This is a genomic window from Alterotamlana spongicola, from assembly GCF_035818475.1.
Taxonomy (GTDB): domain Bacteria; phylum Bacteroidota; class Bacteroidia; order Flavobacteriales; family Flavobacteriaceae; genus Cognatitamlana.
Genome location: NZ_JAYMGV010000001.1, coordinates 1,865,278 through 1,878,915 on the forward strand (window position 1 = coordinate 1,865,278; position 13,638 = coordinate 1,878,915).

Annotated in this window: 15 protein-coding genes; 6 read left to right on the forward strand and 9 right to left on the reverse strand. The window is 33.0% G+C overall.

The genetic code is table 11. From position 1 onward, the window contains the following. The first annotated feature begins 156 nt into the window (after positions 1-156). Positions 157-3,150 (forward strand): protein translocase subunit SecDF, encoded by a 2,994-nt coding sequence (gene secDF / locus VOI54_RS08115; RefSeq protein WP_326282225.1) that lies wholly within the window; start codon positions 157-159, stop codon positions 3,148-3,150. 353 nt (positions 3,151-3,503) lie between these two features. Here secDF and VOI54_RS08120 read toward each other — a convergent pair whose 3' ends face one another. The 6 genes from VOI54_RS08120 to VOI54_RS08145 all read right to left on the reverse strand — a co-directional run bounded on the left by VOI54_RS08120 (position 3,504) and on the right by VOI54_RS08145 (position 9,148). Then, on the reverse strand, positions 3,504-4,919 hold the full coding sequence (locus tag VOI54_RS08120; RefSeq protein ID WP_326282226.1) for a hypothetical protein: 1,416 nt from the start codon (positions 4,917-4,919) through the stop codon (positions 3,504-3,506). A gap of 116 nt (positions 4,920-5,035) precedes the next feature. Further along, complete coding sequence (locus VOI54_RS08125) at positions 5,036-5,521, reverse strand: DUF192 domain-containing protein (protein ID WP_326282227.1); 486 nt, start codon at positions 5,519-5,521, stop codon at positions 5,036-5,038. Next, positions 5,522-6,451: a prolipoprotein diacylglyceryl transferase gene (lgt, locus tag VOI54_RS08130; RefSeq protein WP_326282228.1), complete on the reverse strand. Its 930-nt coding sequence runs from the start codon at positions 6,449-6,451 to the stop codon at positions 5,522-5,524. A gap of 13 nt (positions 6,452-6,464) precedes the next feature. Next, positions 6,465-7,592, reverse strand: a complete 1,128-nt coding sequence (locus VOI54_RS08135; RefSeq protein WP_326282229.1) for a peptidylprolyl isomerase — start codon at positions 7,590-7,592, stop codon at positions 6,465-6,467. Between the two features lie 10 nt (positions 7,593-7,602). Continuing rightward, on the reverse strand, positions 7,603-8,136 hold the full coding sequence (gldI, locus tag VOI54_RS08140; protein ID WP_326282230.1) for a gliding motility-associated peptidyl-prolyl isomerase GldI: 534 nt from the start codon (positions 8,134-8,136) through the stop codon (positions 7,603-7,605). Next, positions 8,129-9,148 carry a DHH family phosphoesterase gene (locus VOI54_RS08145; protein ID WP_326282231.1) on the reverse strand — a complete coding sequence of 340 codons (1,020 nt, stop codon included), beginning with the start codon at positions 9,146-9,148 and terminating at the stop codon, positions 8,129-8,131. The genes gldI and VOI54_RS08145 overlap by 8 nt, the downstream gene beginning before the upstream one ends. A gap of 88 nt (positions 9,149-9,236) precedes the next feature. On the opposite strand from VOI54_RS08145, the gene VOI54_RS08150 reads away from it, so the two are divergent. Continuing rightward, complete coding sequence (locus tag VOI54_RS08150; protein WP_326282232.1) at positions 9,237-9,659, forward strand: nucleoside-diphosphate kinase; 423 nt, start codon at positions 9,237-9,239, stop codon at positions 9,657-9,659. Positions 9,660-9,800: 141 nt separating this feature from the next. On the opposite strand, the gene VOI54_RS08155 is transcribed toward VOI54_RS08150, so the two are convergent. From VOI54_RS08155 to recF, 3 genes are all read right to left on the reverse strand, one after another. Continuing rightward, positions 9,801-9,992: a cold-shock protein gene (locus tag VOI54_RS08155; protein WP_139002275.1), complete on the reverse strand. Its 192-nt coding sequence runs from the start codon at positions 9,990-9,992 to the stop codon at positions 9,801-9,803. A gap of 98 nt (positions 9,993-10,090) precedes the next feature. Further along, positions 10,091-10,387, reverse strand: coding sequence for a DciA family protein (locus VOI54_RS08160; protein WP_326282233.1), 297 nt, complete (start codon positions 10,385-10,387; stop codon positions 10,091-10,093). 12 nt (positions 10,388-10,399) lie between these two features. Next, a complete protein-coding gene (gene recF / locus VOI54_RS08165) occupies positions 10,400-11,479 on the reverse strand; it encodes a DNA replication/repair protein RecF (protein ID WP_326282234.1) in 1,080 nt (359 codons plus the stop codon). 172 nt (positions 11,480-11,651) lie between these two features. On the opposite strand from recF, the gene VOI54_RS08170 reads away from it, so the two are divergent. The 4 genes from VOI54_RS08170 (at position 11,652) to VOI54_RS08185 (ending at position 13,637) form a co-directional block, all read left to right on the forward strand. Then, positions 11,652-12,428, forward strand: coding sequence for a tetratricopeptide repeat protein (locus VOI54_RS08170; RefSeq protein WP_326282235.1), 777 nt, complete (start codon positions 11,652-11,654; stop codon positions 12,426-12,428). Position 12,429: 1 nt separating this feature from the next. Then, positions 12,430-12,915 carry a 6,7-dimethyl-8-ribityllumazine synthase gene (ribH, locus tag VOI54_RS08175; protein WP_326282236.1) on the forward strand — a complete coding sequence of 162 codons (486 nt, stop codon included), beginning with the start codon at positions 12,430-12,432 and terminating at the stop codon, positions 12,913-12,915. A gap of 179 nt (positions 12,916-13,094) precedes the next feature. Continuing rightward, the gene (locus VOI54_RS08180) at positions 13,095-13,328 is read left to right on the forward strand and encodes a hypothetical protein (RefSeq protein WP_326282237.1); all 234 of its coding nucleotides are present in this window, start codon (positions 13,095-13,097) and stop codon (positions 13,326-13,328) included. Between the two features lie 18 nt (positions 13,329-13,346). Beyond that, a complete protein-coding gene (locus VOI54_RS08185; protein WP_326282238.1) occupies positions 13,347-13,637 on the forward strand; it encodes a riboflavin synthase subunit beta in 291 nt (96 codons plus the stop codon). The last annotated feature ends 1 nt before the right edge of the window (position 13,638 follow it).

Here is a 13,638-nt window from a genome sequence, read left to right on the forward strand (position 1 = left end):
CTTGAAACTTAAAACAACCCTATACTTTCACAAAAAACAGTAATCATAGTGTTTACATATGATGCTATTAGATCTTATTAAAACATAAACTATTGTCAATTAGTAGCGCAAATTTTATATTTGTGCGTTCTGAAAATCAGACTAAAAAAATATAACATGCAAAACAAAGGATTAGTAAAGTTATTTGCAATTTTGTTTGGTTTGGTAAGTATTTACCAATTATCATTCACATTTAAAGCAAATCAAATTGAAAAGGAAGCTCAGGAAATAGCCATAAACGCTGTTTCTGATACTGAAGATGATTACCGTTCTAAACGTAGTCAGGAAGAGGCTAATTATTTACAGTCAATAGCAACAGATACTGTTTATAATATAGGAGTCGCTAAATTTACTCATACAGAGGTAAAACAAAAGGCCATGAATCTTGGTCTTGATTTAAAAGGAGGTATCAATGTTATTCTTCAGGTATCTGTAAAAGATATCTTAAAAGGATTGGCAAACAATACAAAAGATCCTGTTTTTAATAAAGCGTTGGATGATGCTTCAGAGCTTCAAAGAAATGGACAAAACACCTATTTAGAAGACTTTTTTACGGCTTTTGATGCTATTAAAGGCGATACAAAATTAGCGTCACCGGATATATTTTATACAAAAGCACTTGATGGTGAAATTGATGGAAGTATGTCTGATGATGAGGTTAAGGTGGTTATTGACAGAAAGATAGATGAGTCTATTGTATCTGCATTTGAAGTATTGCGTAAACGTATTGATGAGTTTGGGGTAACTTCTCCAAATATTCAGCGTTTAGGGACATCCGGACGTATTTTGGTAGAGTTACCGGGAGTTAAAGATGTTGAGAGAGCAACAAGTTTATTACAAAGTACAGCGCAATTAGAATTCTGGGATGCTTATAAAGGCGAGCAATTCTTTCCGTTTTTGGCACAAGCCAACCAGGTTTTACAAGATCTAGTTGATACAAAGAGTGATGTTGGTGAAGCTGAACCTCAAGATGAAGAAGACGCTAAAGATTCTCAAATTGATGATTTATTAGGTGATGCAGAAACAGACTCTACGGCTGTTCAAACTGTAAATCCAATTTTTGAATTAATCAGAGGTCAGGGGTATCCTGGAGGACCAGTAATTGCTAAGTTTGAGAGTAAGGATAAAGCAAAAATCCTTGAGTATTTGAATAAACCGGAAGTAAGATCATTATTACCGGCAGAACAACGTTATGTAAAGTTTGCGTTTGGTAAGCCTGAAAAAAATAGCGAATTAATAGACTTATATGCCTTAGTAGGCAACAGGGAAAACATTCCTCCATTGAGTGGTGATGTGGTAACAGATGCCAGAAACCAATTTAGCCCAATGGGTAAATCTGAAGTATCTATGCAGATGAATGCTAAAGGGGCTAAGATTTGGGAAGAAATGACAGGTAATGCCTATAACCAACAGAGCCAAATCGCTATTGTTTTAGATAATGTGGTGTATTCAGCTCCGGGTGTGACTTCAGGGCCTATTGCCGGAGGGAGTTCTTCTATTTCAGGAGATTTTTCTTTAAATGAAGCTATCGATTTAGCAAACGTTTTACGTGCGGGTAAATTACCTGCTTCGGCCGATATCATTTCAAGTGAGGTAGTTGGACCTTCTTTGGGTAAAGAAGCGATTGAAAGTGGTACCATGTCCTTCTTAATTGCATTGGCATTAGTGCTACTTTGGATGATCTTCTATTACGGAAAAGCAGGCGTATTTTCAGATATTGCCATGTTATTAAATATATTACTGATCTTTGGTATTCTATCGGGGTTAGGCGCAGTATTAACATTACCTGGTATTGCCGGTATTGTATTAACTATTGGTATGTCTGTTGATGCCAACGTACTTATCTTTGAGCGTATCAGAGAAGAGTTGGCTAAAGGTAAAGGTCAGATAGATGCTATTAAAGATGGATTTAGTAATGCTTTATCTTCAATTTTAGATGCTAACATAACTACTGGTTTAACCGCATTAATTTTATTTGTATTTGGTACAGGGCCAATCAAAGGTTTTGCAACAACCTTATTAATAGGTATTGCAACCTCTTTATTTACAGCTATTTTTATTACCAGATTATTAATTGACTGGTATTCTAACAAAGGCGGTAAATTAGATTTCTCTACAGCAATTACTAAAAACCTGTTCAGAAATATAAGCATTGAGTTCTTAAAGAAGCGTAAAGTGGCTTATATCATTTCCGGAGCATTTTTAGCTTTGTCTTTAGGGTCTTTATTTACTAACGGATTAGATCAAGGTGTTGATTTTGTTGGAGGGCGAACGTATCAGGTGCGTTTTGCTCAGGATGTTTCTGCTTCTGAAATCACAGATGTGTTATCAGATGCTGCTGTATTTGGAAGTGCAGACGCTAAAACATTTGGGTCTGCCAATCAGTTAAAGATTACTACCAAATACAAGGTAAACGAATCGGGTACATCAGTTGATGAAGAAATAAGAGAAAAATTATACCAGGCTCTGGTACCGCATTTGGAAGGTATCTCATATGAGGAGTTTATTGATTTAAACGATGAAAATAAACAAGTCGGTTTATTGGAAACCTATAAAGTATCTCCAACTATTGCAGATGATATTAAGCAAGCGTCTTTATGGGCGGTATTAGGATCATTAATTGTAGTATTCTTATATATTTTATTCAGATTTAAGAAATGGCAATATTCATTAGGTGCAGTAGCAGCTGTATTCCATGATGTATTAATTGTATTGGGGGTATTCTCATTAACATATAAGTTTATGCCATTTAACATGGAGATTAATCAAGCTTTTATAGCGGCAATATTAACCGTGATTGGATATTCATTAAATGATACGGTGGTAGTGTTTGATAGAATTAGAGAGTTCTTTAACGAACATACTTCCTGGAAATTTGATCGTGTGGTTAATTCTTCATTAAGCAGTACTTTAAGTAGAACTTTAAATACGTCTTTAACAACATTAGTAGTGTTATTAGCTATTTTTATTTTTGGAGGTGATTCTATCAGAGGCTTCATGTTTGCTTTAATTGTTGGTGTGATAGTAGGTACCTACTCATCATTATTTATAGCAACACCAATTATGTATGAAACGGTAAATAAACTGGAAGAGAAGAAGAAGAAAAGCTAATTTAAAGTTTGTTCTTTATTAACAAATTAAAAAAGCCTATTGACAATTTCAATAGGCTTTTTTGTGTTTTATCTTTTACCGTTGACCGGAAGAGTTTAGAGCTTCACCTATAGCGCTGACTTGAATAGACATGCTTTTTTGACTTGGCGGGTATTCCTGAAAGGACTTCATTAAGCCCCTAGCATTTTAATTAATAAATAAGATTAGTCGATGACTGAAAATACTAGGATTTTTTCAGTCAGTTTAATAATGAATGGGTGTACTAAATTTACAAAAAACTATTGATTAAAAGAGTTACTTTTTAGGAATAAATAAGGCCTGTAGATTTCACTTAATAACCCTCCCTGGTTCAATTAATCTTCTTTATTGATACCCAGACTGTCAATCTTTTTAGAAAGAACAGGAATATCTATTCCAATTACAAATTGCCAGCGGGTGTATTTTATTTGAGAGTCTATATTACTGTTAATATCTGATGCACCAAAATCAATTTGATAAGGACTGATAAAGGAACTTTTACTATTTGCATAGGTAATGCCCGATATTAAACTTAACCATTTTAATTTCCAGTCCACACCAAAGCTCAAATGATAGAAATTTTCACCTATATTAACCTGTTTACTATCGTCAGAAGAGATGTCAAATATGTTTGCGCTATTTTTATTAGCATTAAAATCTGTTGTAAATCCACTATAAGCTTTAAGGCGCTCAGATACTTCAAGTTCGGCACCAATACCAAAATTAAAAACAGCTTTTCGCTCTTCGTCAAAATTAACCGGTCTGAGCTCTTCATCACCGGTGTCAATATTTGGAATATCTAATCTATTATAATTATCTATTCCACTTACATAATCCACATTAAAATAAAGCTTACCCTTTTTAATGGGTACGCCGGCACCAATGGAAATTCCTAAGGGCTCTTGTCTCTTTGAAGATAAATTATCATGGATAGTATCAATATACAGGTCATGTTCAGAAGAAACTCCGGCAATGGTTTTTGAATATTCAAAGTTTCCACTATCAATAATACTCAAATAGGGTAAGTTTATATTTAATCCCAGATCGAATTTTGGAAAGCGATAATTGGCTCCTATCTTAAAAAAGAGACCATAAGATTTTTGTTTAAACCCAATAGTGTTCTGAAAAAATGATATATCGTTTGAAGACGACGCCAGAGTATGACTTATTATAGATTTTCCGGTATAGCTGTAAATAGATGCAAATGCAGAAACACCTATGCTAAATGCATCATCAAACTTGTGCGCCCATGCTAAACCAGCCCAGTCGTCTTTAATATGGGAGTTTAAAGAGATTTTAGAATTGTGTCTAGCAGCTTCAGGAAACAGGTTTAGTATATCGTCTGTGAGGTAATCACTGCTGTAATTTAAATTGGTGTTAAAGTTTGATTTTGTTAAATAGGAATAAGCAAATTTAGTGTCAAACAGATTAAAAACACCTCCGGCCATTGTAGAGGCACTATTAAAGTTGGTGTTGCTTAGTTGATTACCTTGCTGGTCCGGGTTATCCAGTTTAATACTTACCAGTTGATAAGCTTTGGCATTTAATGAAAACCCCACATTTTCAACATCAGTTAAAAAGGAAGGGTTGTAATAGGTAAGCCCTAAATCTGATACACTACCTGTAACATTTCCGGCAAGCAGAATAGAACGGTTACCAAAATTATTGAATTTATAATTACCCTCCTGGGCATTACACATTATTAAGGCACTGCTAAAAAGAAAACATATAAGATATTTGTGAGATATCATGGTTCGTTTGACAAATGAATAGTTAAACTTACTCTTAAATACACAGTTTTCAAAGTTTTAGCCTTACAGTTTTTGAATATGGTTAGTCAAAATAAACTTTTTAGAGCTTCCTCTTTTTAATCAATAAAGCTTATAGAATCTTCAACTTTAATTCCCCATAAGTCCACTAAGCCTGAGTTGATTTCTAAAACATATTTTGCAGGAACATTGGAAGGCAATGATGTTTCATCAAAAGGTTTTGCGTTTTTTTGAAAACTAACTATATTTTTATTGGAATCAATATAAATCAAGTCTAAAGAAAACTTAGTGTTTTTCATATAAAAGAAACGCTCTTTTTCGTCATCAAAAATAAAGAGCATACCTTGATTTTGCTCCATTGAGTTTCTGTACATCAAACCGGTTTGAATATCAAAATCTGTGTCTGCAATTTCTATATCCAGGTTAATTTGAGTGGAGTCTGAAGCTTTATAGATACTAAGTTCTCCTTCTTTTGTAAAATGAACTTCAGTTTGTTTAATTATCTTTTTATCGTCTTTGCAGCTTAGGAGTGCTAAGGTAAAAGAGATTAAGAGTGTTAAAACTTTTAAAGGACGGGAAGACATTTATTTAGTGGTGCTTTTGGGTTTAAAAAAGAACATAAAATACAAACCGGTCATAACAAAAGGAATACTTAGCCATTGCCCTGTATTTAGTCCAAACCAATTAATGTATTCTTCACCCTGGGGTTCTTTGGTGAATTCAATAAAAAACCTAATGGTCCAAAGTAATATTAAAAACAGCCCGAATAAAAATCCAGCCTGGTCTTTCTTAGTGGTTTTAGAATAGAAATACCAGAGTATTAGAAATACAAAAACATAACAGAATGATTCATAAAGTTGAGACGGGTGCCTGTATGGAACAGCCTCTAATAAATTTTGAAATTGTGGATTTTCCGTTACTGCATTATAGGCTTCTTGAACGTCTTTGATGCCTGTACGTTGTACAATTTCACTTTTATAATATTGGTCTTGTATAAACCTGACTCCAAAATTTGAATCGGTTACTTTACCTATGATCTCAGAATTTATAAAATTCCCTATTCTTATAAAAATAGCACCAGATGCTACTGGAATAACAACTCGATCCAGAATCCAAAGTATAGATTTGTAGTTATACTTTCTTCTATATAGATACATGCCTATAATAATACCAATAGCTGCTCCATGACTGGCTAGACCTTGAAAACCTGTAAATTCAAAACCACCTTTAAACTTAAAAGGAAGGAAGATACTAAAGAAGTCTTCAGAAATTAATTCGGATTGATAGAACAATACATGCCCTAATCTGGCTCCAAGCATAGTTGCCAAAACGGTGTAAATAAAAAGAGGATCCAGATAGTCTAAAGCTATTTTTTCTTTTGTGAAAATACGCTTCATGATGTACCAACCCAAAATAAATGCCACAACCCACATAAGACTGTAAAAATGCAATTTGAAATTTCCAAAAATATCAATTCCTGTTATTGGGTTCCAGTCAAATTTTAATGCTTGCATAAGTTTATGTTTTTTACTTTTTCAATTCCAGTATTTCAACTTCAAAAATAATATTTGATTTTCCCGGGATACCTCTGGTACCTGCTTCACCGTAGGCTAAATGGTAGGGAATAAACAAAGTAGCTTTATCACCAACATTAAGTTGTTGTAATCCTTCTTTAAAACCGGGTATCATACGTGCATCAGGGCCAATTTCGGCTGTTATAGGCTGATATTTATTGGCTTTTTTTAGTTTTTGATTTACGGCGTCAAGAGCTTCCGCAATTTCCAGTTTACTGGTTTCAAGTAGTTTTCCGCTCTCAAAATAAACAGCAAAGTGTGTTAAAACCTTGGCTTCTATAGGGAGTTTTTCTCCGGCTCCTTTTTCAGAAATAAAATATTGTAACCCGGATTCTAATGTAACAGCTTCTGCCTTTTGTTTTTCAAATTTTTCCAGTGTGGCTTCTAAAATAGCTTTGGCTTTAGCTGCCTTTTCTTTTTCAAGACGTTCAGCTTCTGCAAAATGATTAATAAAAATGTCATTGGCATTAAACTTTTTAGCTGTTTTTCCTTTTCTAATAATGTTTAACTCTTGAATAATCACATTTTCTATAGGCCTATCTCGCTCATCTGTTTTTACATTTGAGATAGAATCCTGAATATCAATGCCAATAACCAATTCGCCAAAAACACTATGTACATTGTCTAAATGTGGTTTAGGGATTTCTGTAATAAAAAATTGACTTCCGTTACCATTAGGACCTGAGTTTGCCATGGATAAAACACCAGCTTTATCATGTTTTAAATCAGGATGAAATTCGTCCTTAAATTTATACCCGGGGTTACCGCTTCCTGTACCATTGGGGTCTCCTCCCTGAATCATAAATTTATCCATCACTCTATGAAAAATAAGTCCGTTATAAAACTTTTTACCTTTATATTTTTCATTAACCATAGTGTTAGTGCCTTCAGCCAGAGAAACAAAATTTGCAACAGTTATAGGGGTTTTTTGGTATTCTAATTTTGCTACCATAAGTCCTTTTGTTGTAATGATCTCGGCATATATGCCATCTTCAAGTTCGGGATATTGTACTTTACAGGAGCTTAGGTTTATGAGCAGTATCACTAAAATTACCCGGACTGTACTTTTAAGTAGGTTCATTTTGATGTGTTTAATTTTGAATAATAGAATTAATAGTTACTTCGCAAATTAAAGGGGTATTACTTCCTATTTTATTTTCATCACCATAATATCCGAAGGCCTTTTGTGAGGGGAACAAAAAAGTAATGGTTTCACCTGTTTTCATAAGTTTTAAACCCTCTCTTAAACCAGTAAATAACTCTTCCTTATCCATGGTGTAAGTTTGTGTTTTTATGTCTTCTTTTGAGTAGATTAAATGACCGTTTAAGGTCTTGATATTGTAATTATAATTTATAATATCTCCAAAATCAGGGGTCTCCAAAGTATCTGTGTCTATTTTAGTATTGTAGTAATACCAAAAACCGCTCTCAGAAACTATGTAGTTTTTAGCTTCTTTTTTTAAAAGGTTTTCTATAGTGGTGTATTCTTTGGCATTAAGTTTTTTATTACGCTCTACAGATACATCAATAAAGGATCCGGTTTTTACTGAAACGGGACGTCTGGCTTCCGGGGCCTTACAATTAAATAATAGTAAAATTACAGTTAGGGTTAGTAGTTTACTCATTGTTCAGGGCTTTATTATAACTAGGTAATATACTAATAAATTTTTCAACAGTTGCGTTTAATGAAGAATAACTCTTACCTCCGGCAGCATTAGTATGTCCACCGCCGTTAAAATGAGCTCTGGACATTTCATTAACTGAAAAGTCGCCTTTAGAACGTAATGATATTTTTATAATGCCTTCTTGTTTATCCTCAATGAAGATGGCTGCCAATACAATGCCATTGAGTGAAAGTCCATAATTAACAACTCCTTCTGTATCCCCTTTTTTAAAATTGTATGTGTTTAATTCTTTCTGAGAGAGTGTTATGTAAGCTGTACGTAACTCCGGGATTACTTTAAGATTGTTTAAAGCGCAACCTAATAATTGTAAACGTTCGTAACTATTGGTATCATAAACATGATTATGAATGTAAGTATTTTGGGCTCCTTTCTCTATAAGGTCAGCTATAACCCGGTGCGTGGTACTGGTGGTAGAACGAAATCTAAATGATCCGGTATCTGTCATGATTCCAAGATATAAACAAGTGGCTATATTTGAATCAATTAAAGATTTGTCATTTAACATATCAATAAAATGATACACCATCTCGCATGTTGAACTCATATTTACATCACTAAACATATAGGTTGCATAATCATCAGGTGTTTGGTGATGATCTATCATTATTTTTAAGGCCTTACTTTTAGATAATACATCTTCCATATTGCCGGTTCTGTGAAAGGCATTAAAATCTAAAGTAAATATGATATCAGCATCATTTATTAGAGTATCACATGATGAAGTTTGTAAATCGTACTTTAAAATGGTATCATTACCAGGAACCCATTTTAAAAATGATGGATAATCATTCGGTACTATAACTTGCACCTGGTGGTTTCCTTTTAGCAAATAATGGTACAGTCCTAAGGTAGAACCAATGGCATCTCCATCAGGGTTTTTGTGAGGGACAATTACGATCTTTTTTTGAGTAGATAAAAGCTGCTTAATGCCTGTGATGTCTTGTTTGTTCATAGATGGCGAAGATACAATTTTTTTAAAACTAGATTAGTTGCTTTTTGGTTTAAATACATTACTTTTGCACGCAAATAAAACTATATAAATGGCAACGACAAACAGAACATTTACAATGCTTAAACCAGATGCTGTTGAAAAAGGACACATTGGTGCTATATTAGAAAAAATTTCAGCCTCAGGATTTAGAATTGTAGCTATGAAATTAACTCAAATGACTAAAGCTGATGCAGAAACTTTTTATGCTATTCATAATGAGCGTCCGTTTTTTGGTGAGTTAGTAGAATATATGACTCGAGGACCAATAGTAGCTGCAATTTTAGAAAAGGATAATGCTGTAGAAGATTTTAGAACTTTAATTGGAGCAACAAATCCTGCAGAAGCTGCAGAAGGTACTATTAGAAAAATGTACGCAGACTCTATAAGTGAAAATGCTGTACATGGTAGTGATAGTGATGAAAATGCAGCTATTGAAGGTGCGTTTCATTTTTCTGGAAGAGAGCAATTCTAATATTAAGGAATTAACTTAAATTATATTAAAAATCCCGCAATAGCATTGCGGGATTTTTAATTTTAATTTTTTTAAGTTTATTCTACAAAAAAAGCCTATCAAAATGATAGGCCTTTAGTTGTAACTGTTAAAGTATATATATTAGATTACTTTTACGTTTACGGCGTTTAATCCTTTTCTACCTTCTTGTAGATCGAATTCAACATTATCGCCTTCACGAATTTCATCGATTAATCCTGAAATGTGTACGAAATGTTCTTTGTTGTTGTCCTCTTCAATAATAAATCCAAAACCTTTAGAATCATTGAAGAATTTTACGGTACCTTTACTCATTGTATTTGTATTATAAAAAATTAAGTCCCAAAGGTAATGTAAATAATCATAGGTTTTTGATTTTTATTAATTTATTTATAATAATTTTAAAAATGTAATTATCGTAAAATCAATTTCTTAACTATTTCTTTACCTAGCTCTTCATTTATCATGTTAATGATTTTTTGCTTGCCGTAACTCAATTCTTCTCTAAGTACACTGGAGCTTAATTGTATATATAGTGTTTCTCGTTCCAAATGAATACTGGTTGTATAGTTGTTTACGCCATTACCCATGAGCTTACTCCAGGCCTCTGCAACATTTACTTTGTTCAGGCCCTTTTCAAGTTTGTTGGTTTCAACAAATTCTTTTAGTGCGTCAGATATACTGATATGCTCATTATTACGTTTTGCCATTAATTTTAATTGCTATAATTTAAAAATCTCATAAGATTGATGCGCCTGTTTTACGGCTTTTTCAGTCCGTTCAGTGTGTGTGTCGCTTATAAATAATTGTCCAAAATTTTCATTATCTACTAATTTAATAATTTGGGCAACACGTTGTTCGTCTAACTTGTCAAAAATGTCATCTAAAAGTAAAATAGGGTTTACGCCACTTTGAGCTTTTATAAAATCAAACTGAGCCAATTTCAAGGCAATTAAAAATGATTTTTGCTGTCCCTGACTCCCAAACTTTTTAATGAGGTGCTCTTCAATGTTAAAATATAAATCGTCTTTATGAATACCTATACTAGTATATTGAAGTGCTCTGTCCTTATTTATGGATGCTTTTAAAAGTGTGCTTAAATTGTCTTCAAATAAATCACTGTGGTATATTAAATCTACAATTTCATTGTTGTTACTTATGGACTGGTAACGCGATTTAAAAATAGGAATGAATGTTTTCAAAAAAGCATCACGTTTTTTAAAAATTAAAGTCCCATATTCAGCCAGTTGTGTATTGTAAACTTCTAAGGTGTCATTATTAAACGTGTGGTTCAAAGCAAAATATTTTAAAAGTGCATTACGTTGGGCTAGTACTTTATTATAATTGATTAAGTGATTTAAATAGTTTTTGTCACTCTGAGAAATAACACTGTCAATAAACTTTCTTCTGGTATTGCTACCTTCAATAATTAAATCCCTGTCAGCCGGAGATATGATAACCAGAGGCAAGAAACCAATATGTTCACTAAACTTCTCATAGGCTTTTCCGTTACGCTTGATGCTCTTTTTTTGTCCGCGTTTTAAGCTAATCACTACTTTTTCGGTTTTGTTTTCTTTGTGATAATCGCCATTAATCACAAAAAAATCCTGACCATGTTTAATGTTTTGAATAGCAATCGGATTAAAGTAGCTTTTTCCAAAGGATAAATGATAAATGGCATCAAGCACATTTGTTTTTCCAATACCATTGTTTCCAACAATACAATTTATCTTTTCATTGAAAATGAATGATTTACTTTCAAAATTTTTATAATTGAGTAAAGAAAGTGATTTTAAAATCATAAAAGAGCAACTTTGGATGCAATTATACGTGTATACGCTTAAAAGAAGTGCAAATTATCGAAAAATATCAAATAAATACCCTTTTAGTTATGAAGAAAAATTATATTTTTGCGCCACATTAATAAAATGTGTTTAGACAATTTGCTCTAAACCAAATCATATAGAAGAATACATGGCAACTTATAATAAGAGAGGTTATAAACCAAAGACAAAAGTAGAGAAAAAACAGAATATTGAAGAAGGCTCAACTACTGCTGAAGTTTTTAATACACTAGACGAAACAGCTTCAAAAACAGAAGATTTTGTAGCAAAGAATCAAAAATATATTTTCATTATCATTGGTTTGGTTGCTGTTATAGTTTTGGGGTCTTTAGGATATAAAGAGTTTATTGCTCAACCAAAACAAGCGGCAGCAATGAACGATATGTTTCAGGCACAAAAATATTTTGACGAAGCGGTTACAGGTGTTGCTACTGAGAAAGACTCGTTGTATAATTTAGCATTAAATGGAGGAGAAGGTAAATTTGGAATGCTTGATATTATTGAGGAGTACAGTGGAACTGCATCAGCTAATTTAGCCAGTTATTATGCCGGGACAGCTTATCTTAGATTAAAAGATTACAAAAATGCCGTAGAACATTTAAGTAACTTTAAAAGTAATGATGAAATTTTAGCACCTTTAGCAAAAGGGAATATTGGAGATGCGTTTGTGCAGTTAAATCAACCAGAAGATGCATTGGGGTATTATGAAGAAGCTGCAGAAATGCGTGACAATGAATATACAACGCCTATGTATTTATTTAAAGCCGGAGCCATTGCATTGGATTTAGGTCAGGCAGATAAAGCATTAGCATATTTTAAAAGAATAAAGGATAATTATTCCAATTCAACTGAGGCTTCTAAAGTTGAAGTATATATAGGAAAAGCTCAGGTAATGGCAAACAAATAATATGGCTACTGAAAATAAAAACTTATCAGATTATGATAAATCTACAATCCCAAACGCGAGTAAATTTCGGTTTGGGATTGTTGTTTCTGAATGGAATGATACCGTCACTGAAGGCTTGTATAAAGGAGCTTATGATGCTCTGATTGATAATGGTGTATTGCCGGATAATATTGTTCGTTGGAATGTTCCGGGAAGTTTTGAGCTTATTTATGGGAGCAAGAAAATGCAAGAGCAAATGGTAAATGCTGTAATAGCGATTGGAAGCGTAATTAAAGGAGAAACCAAACATTTTGATTTTGTATGTGAAGGTGTGGCACAGGGTATAAAAGATTTGAATGTTATGCGAGAAACCCCTGTGATTTTCTGTGTACTTACTGATAATAATTTGCAACAGGCTGTAGACCGATCTGGGGGAAAGCATGGGAACAAAGGCACAGAAGCAGCGATAGCAGCTATTAAAATGGCAGAACTTCGTAGAAACAGTTAAAAGTAAATTTTCAACTCCTAAAACTCAAGTTCCTGGTTGTAATCTCATTTAGATTACATTGGGATTTGGAATTTTATATTTTAAGCTTACTATAAGCTTATTGTTAACAATTTTTAGCATTCCAACTCCTCATTTCTCTTTATTTTTAAGTACTTTTGAAGGATAAGCAGCACTAGATTTTGTTTAAACAACGTAAGCATAGAACCTTCAATTACCAGCCCAGATTTTCAAAAGAGAATCAAGCAGATTCTAGTTTAAACAACAATTCTGATACCAAAGATTTTGTGTCTAAGTGGCGAAAAGCTAATGGCAATAAAACAAAAATCAGAGGCGCTATGTCTTTGAAGATTTTAATTTTTATTTTGGTATTATTATTGATTTGTATGTATGTATTAGAAAAGAAATACATGTAATCAAAAAAACTAAAAGTCATGGGACTATTAAAAACACGCAAAAATAAGAAGTTCAGTTATACACCACGCTATTATGATAATAAAGGAGCAGAGGGGAGTCCTTTTGAAATAAAACATAAGTTTGATGAATACCGTAAAACAGTTGGAGCAAACAAAGGGCTGAAAGGCAAATTTAATGATGCTTGGGATGATTTTAAAAATAACCCGGACAGAGAAGTAAATAGGCGTATTTTAATTATTATAGCTATTCTTGTTTTGATATTTTTGTTTATTATTGATTTCGATTTATCTATTTTCTTTTCTAAATAAT

Bases quoted from the DNA above. Each gene is read 5' to 3' on its own strand.
- secDF (WP_326282225.1), top strand. From the start codon at position 157: ATGCAAAACAAAGGATTAGTAAAGTTATTTGCAATTTTGTTTGGTTTG.
- VOI54_RS08120 (WP_326282226.1), bottom strand. From the start codon at position 4,919: ATGATATCTCACAAATATCTTATATGTTTTCTTTTTAGCAGTGCCTTA.
- VOI54_RS08125 (WP_326282227.1), bottom strand. From the start codon at position 5,521: ATGTCTTCCCGTCCTTTAAAAGTTTTAACACTCTTAATCTCTTTTACC.
- lgt (WP_326282228.1), bottom strand. From the start codon at position 6,451: ATGCAAGCATTAAAATTTGACTGGAACCCAATAACAGGAATTGATATT.
- VOI54_RS08135 (WP_326282229.1), bottom strand. From the start codon at position 7,592: ATGAACCTACTTAAAAGTACAGTCCGGGTAATTTTAGTGATACTGCTC.
- gldI (WP_326282230.1), bottom strand. From the start codon at position 8,136: ATGAGTAAACTACTAACCCTAACTGTAATTTTACTATTATTTAATTGT.
- VOI54_RS08145 (WP_326282231.1), bottom strand. From the start codon at position 9,148: ATGAACAAACAAGACATCACAGGCATTAAGCAGCTTTTATCTACTCAA.
- VOI54_RS08150 (WP_326282232.1), top strand. From the start codon at position 9,237: ATGGCAACGACAAACAGAACATTTACAATGCTTAAACCAGATGCTGTT.
- VOI54_RS08155 (WP_139002275.1), bottom strand. From the start codon at position 9,992: ATGAGTAAAGGTACCGTAAAATTCTTCAATGATTCTAAAGGTTTTGGA.
- VOI54_RS08160 (WP_326282233.1), bottom strand. From the start codon at position 10,387: ATGGCAAAACGTAATAATGAGCATATCAGTATATCTGACGCACTAAAA.
- recF (WP_326282234.1), bottom strand. From the start codon at position 11,479: ATGATTTTAAAATCACTTTCTTTACTCAATTATAAAAATTTTGAAAGT.
- VOI54_RS08170 (WP_326282235.1), top strand. From the start codon at position 11,652: ATGGCAACTTATAATAAGAGAGGTTATAAACCAAAGACAAAAGTAGAG.
- ribH (WP_326282236.1), top strand. From the start codon at position 12,430: ATGGCTACTGAAAATAAAAACTTATCAGATTATGATAAATCTACAATC.
- VOI54_RS08185 (WP_326282238.1), top strand. From the start codon at position 13,347: ATGGGACTATTAAAAACACGCAAAAATAAGAAGTTCAGTTATACACCA.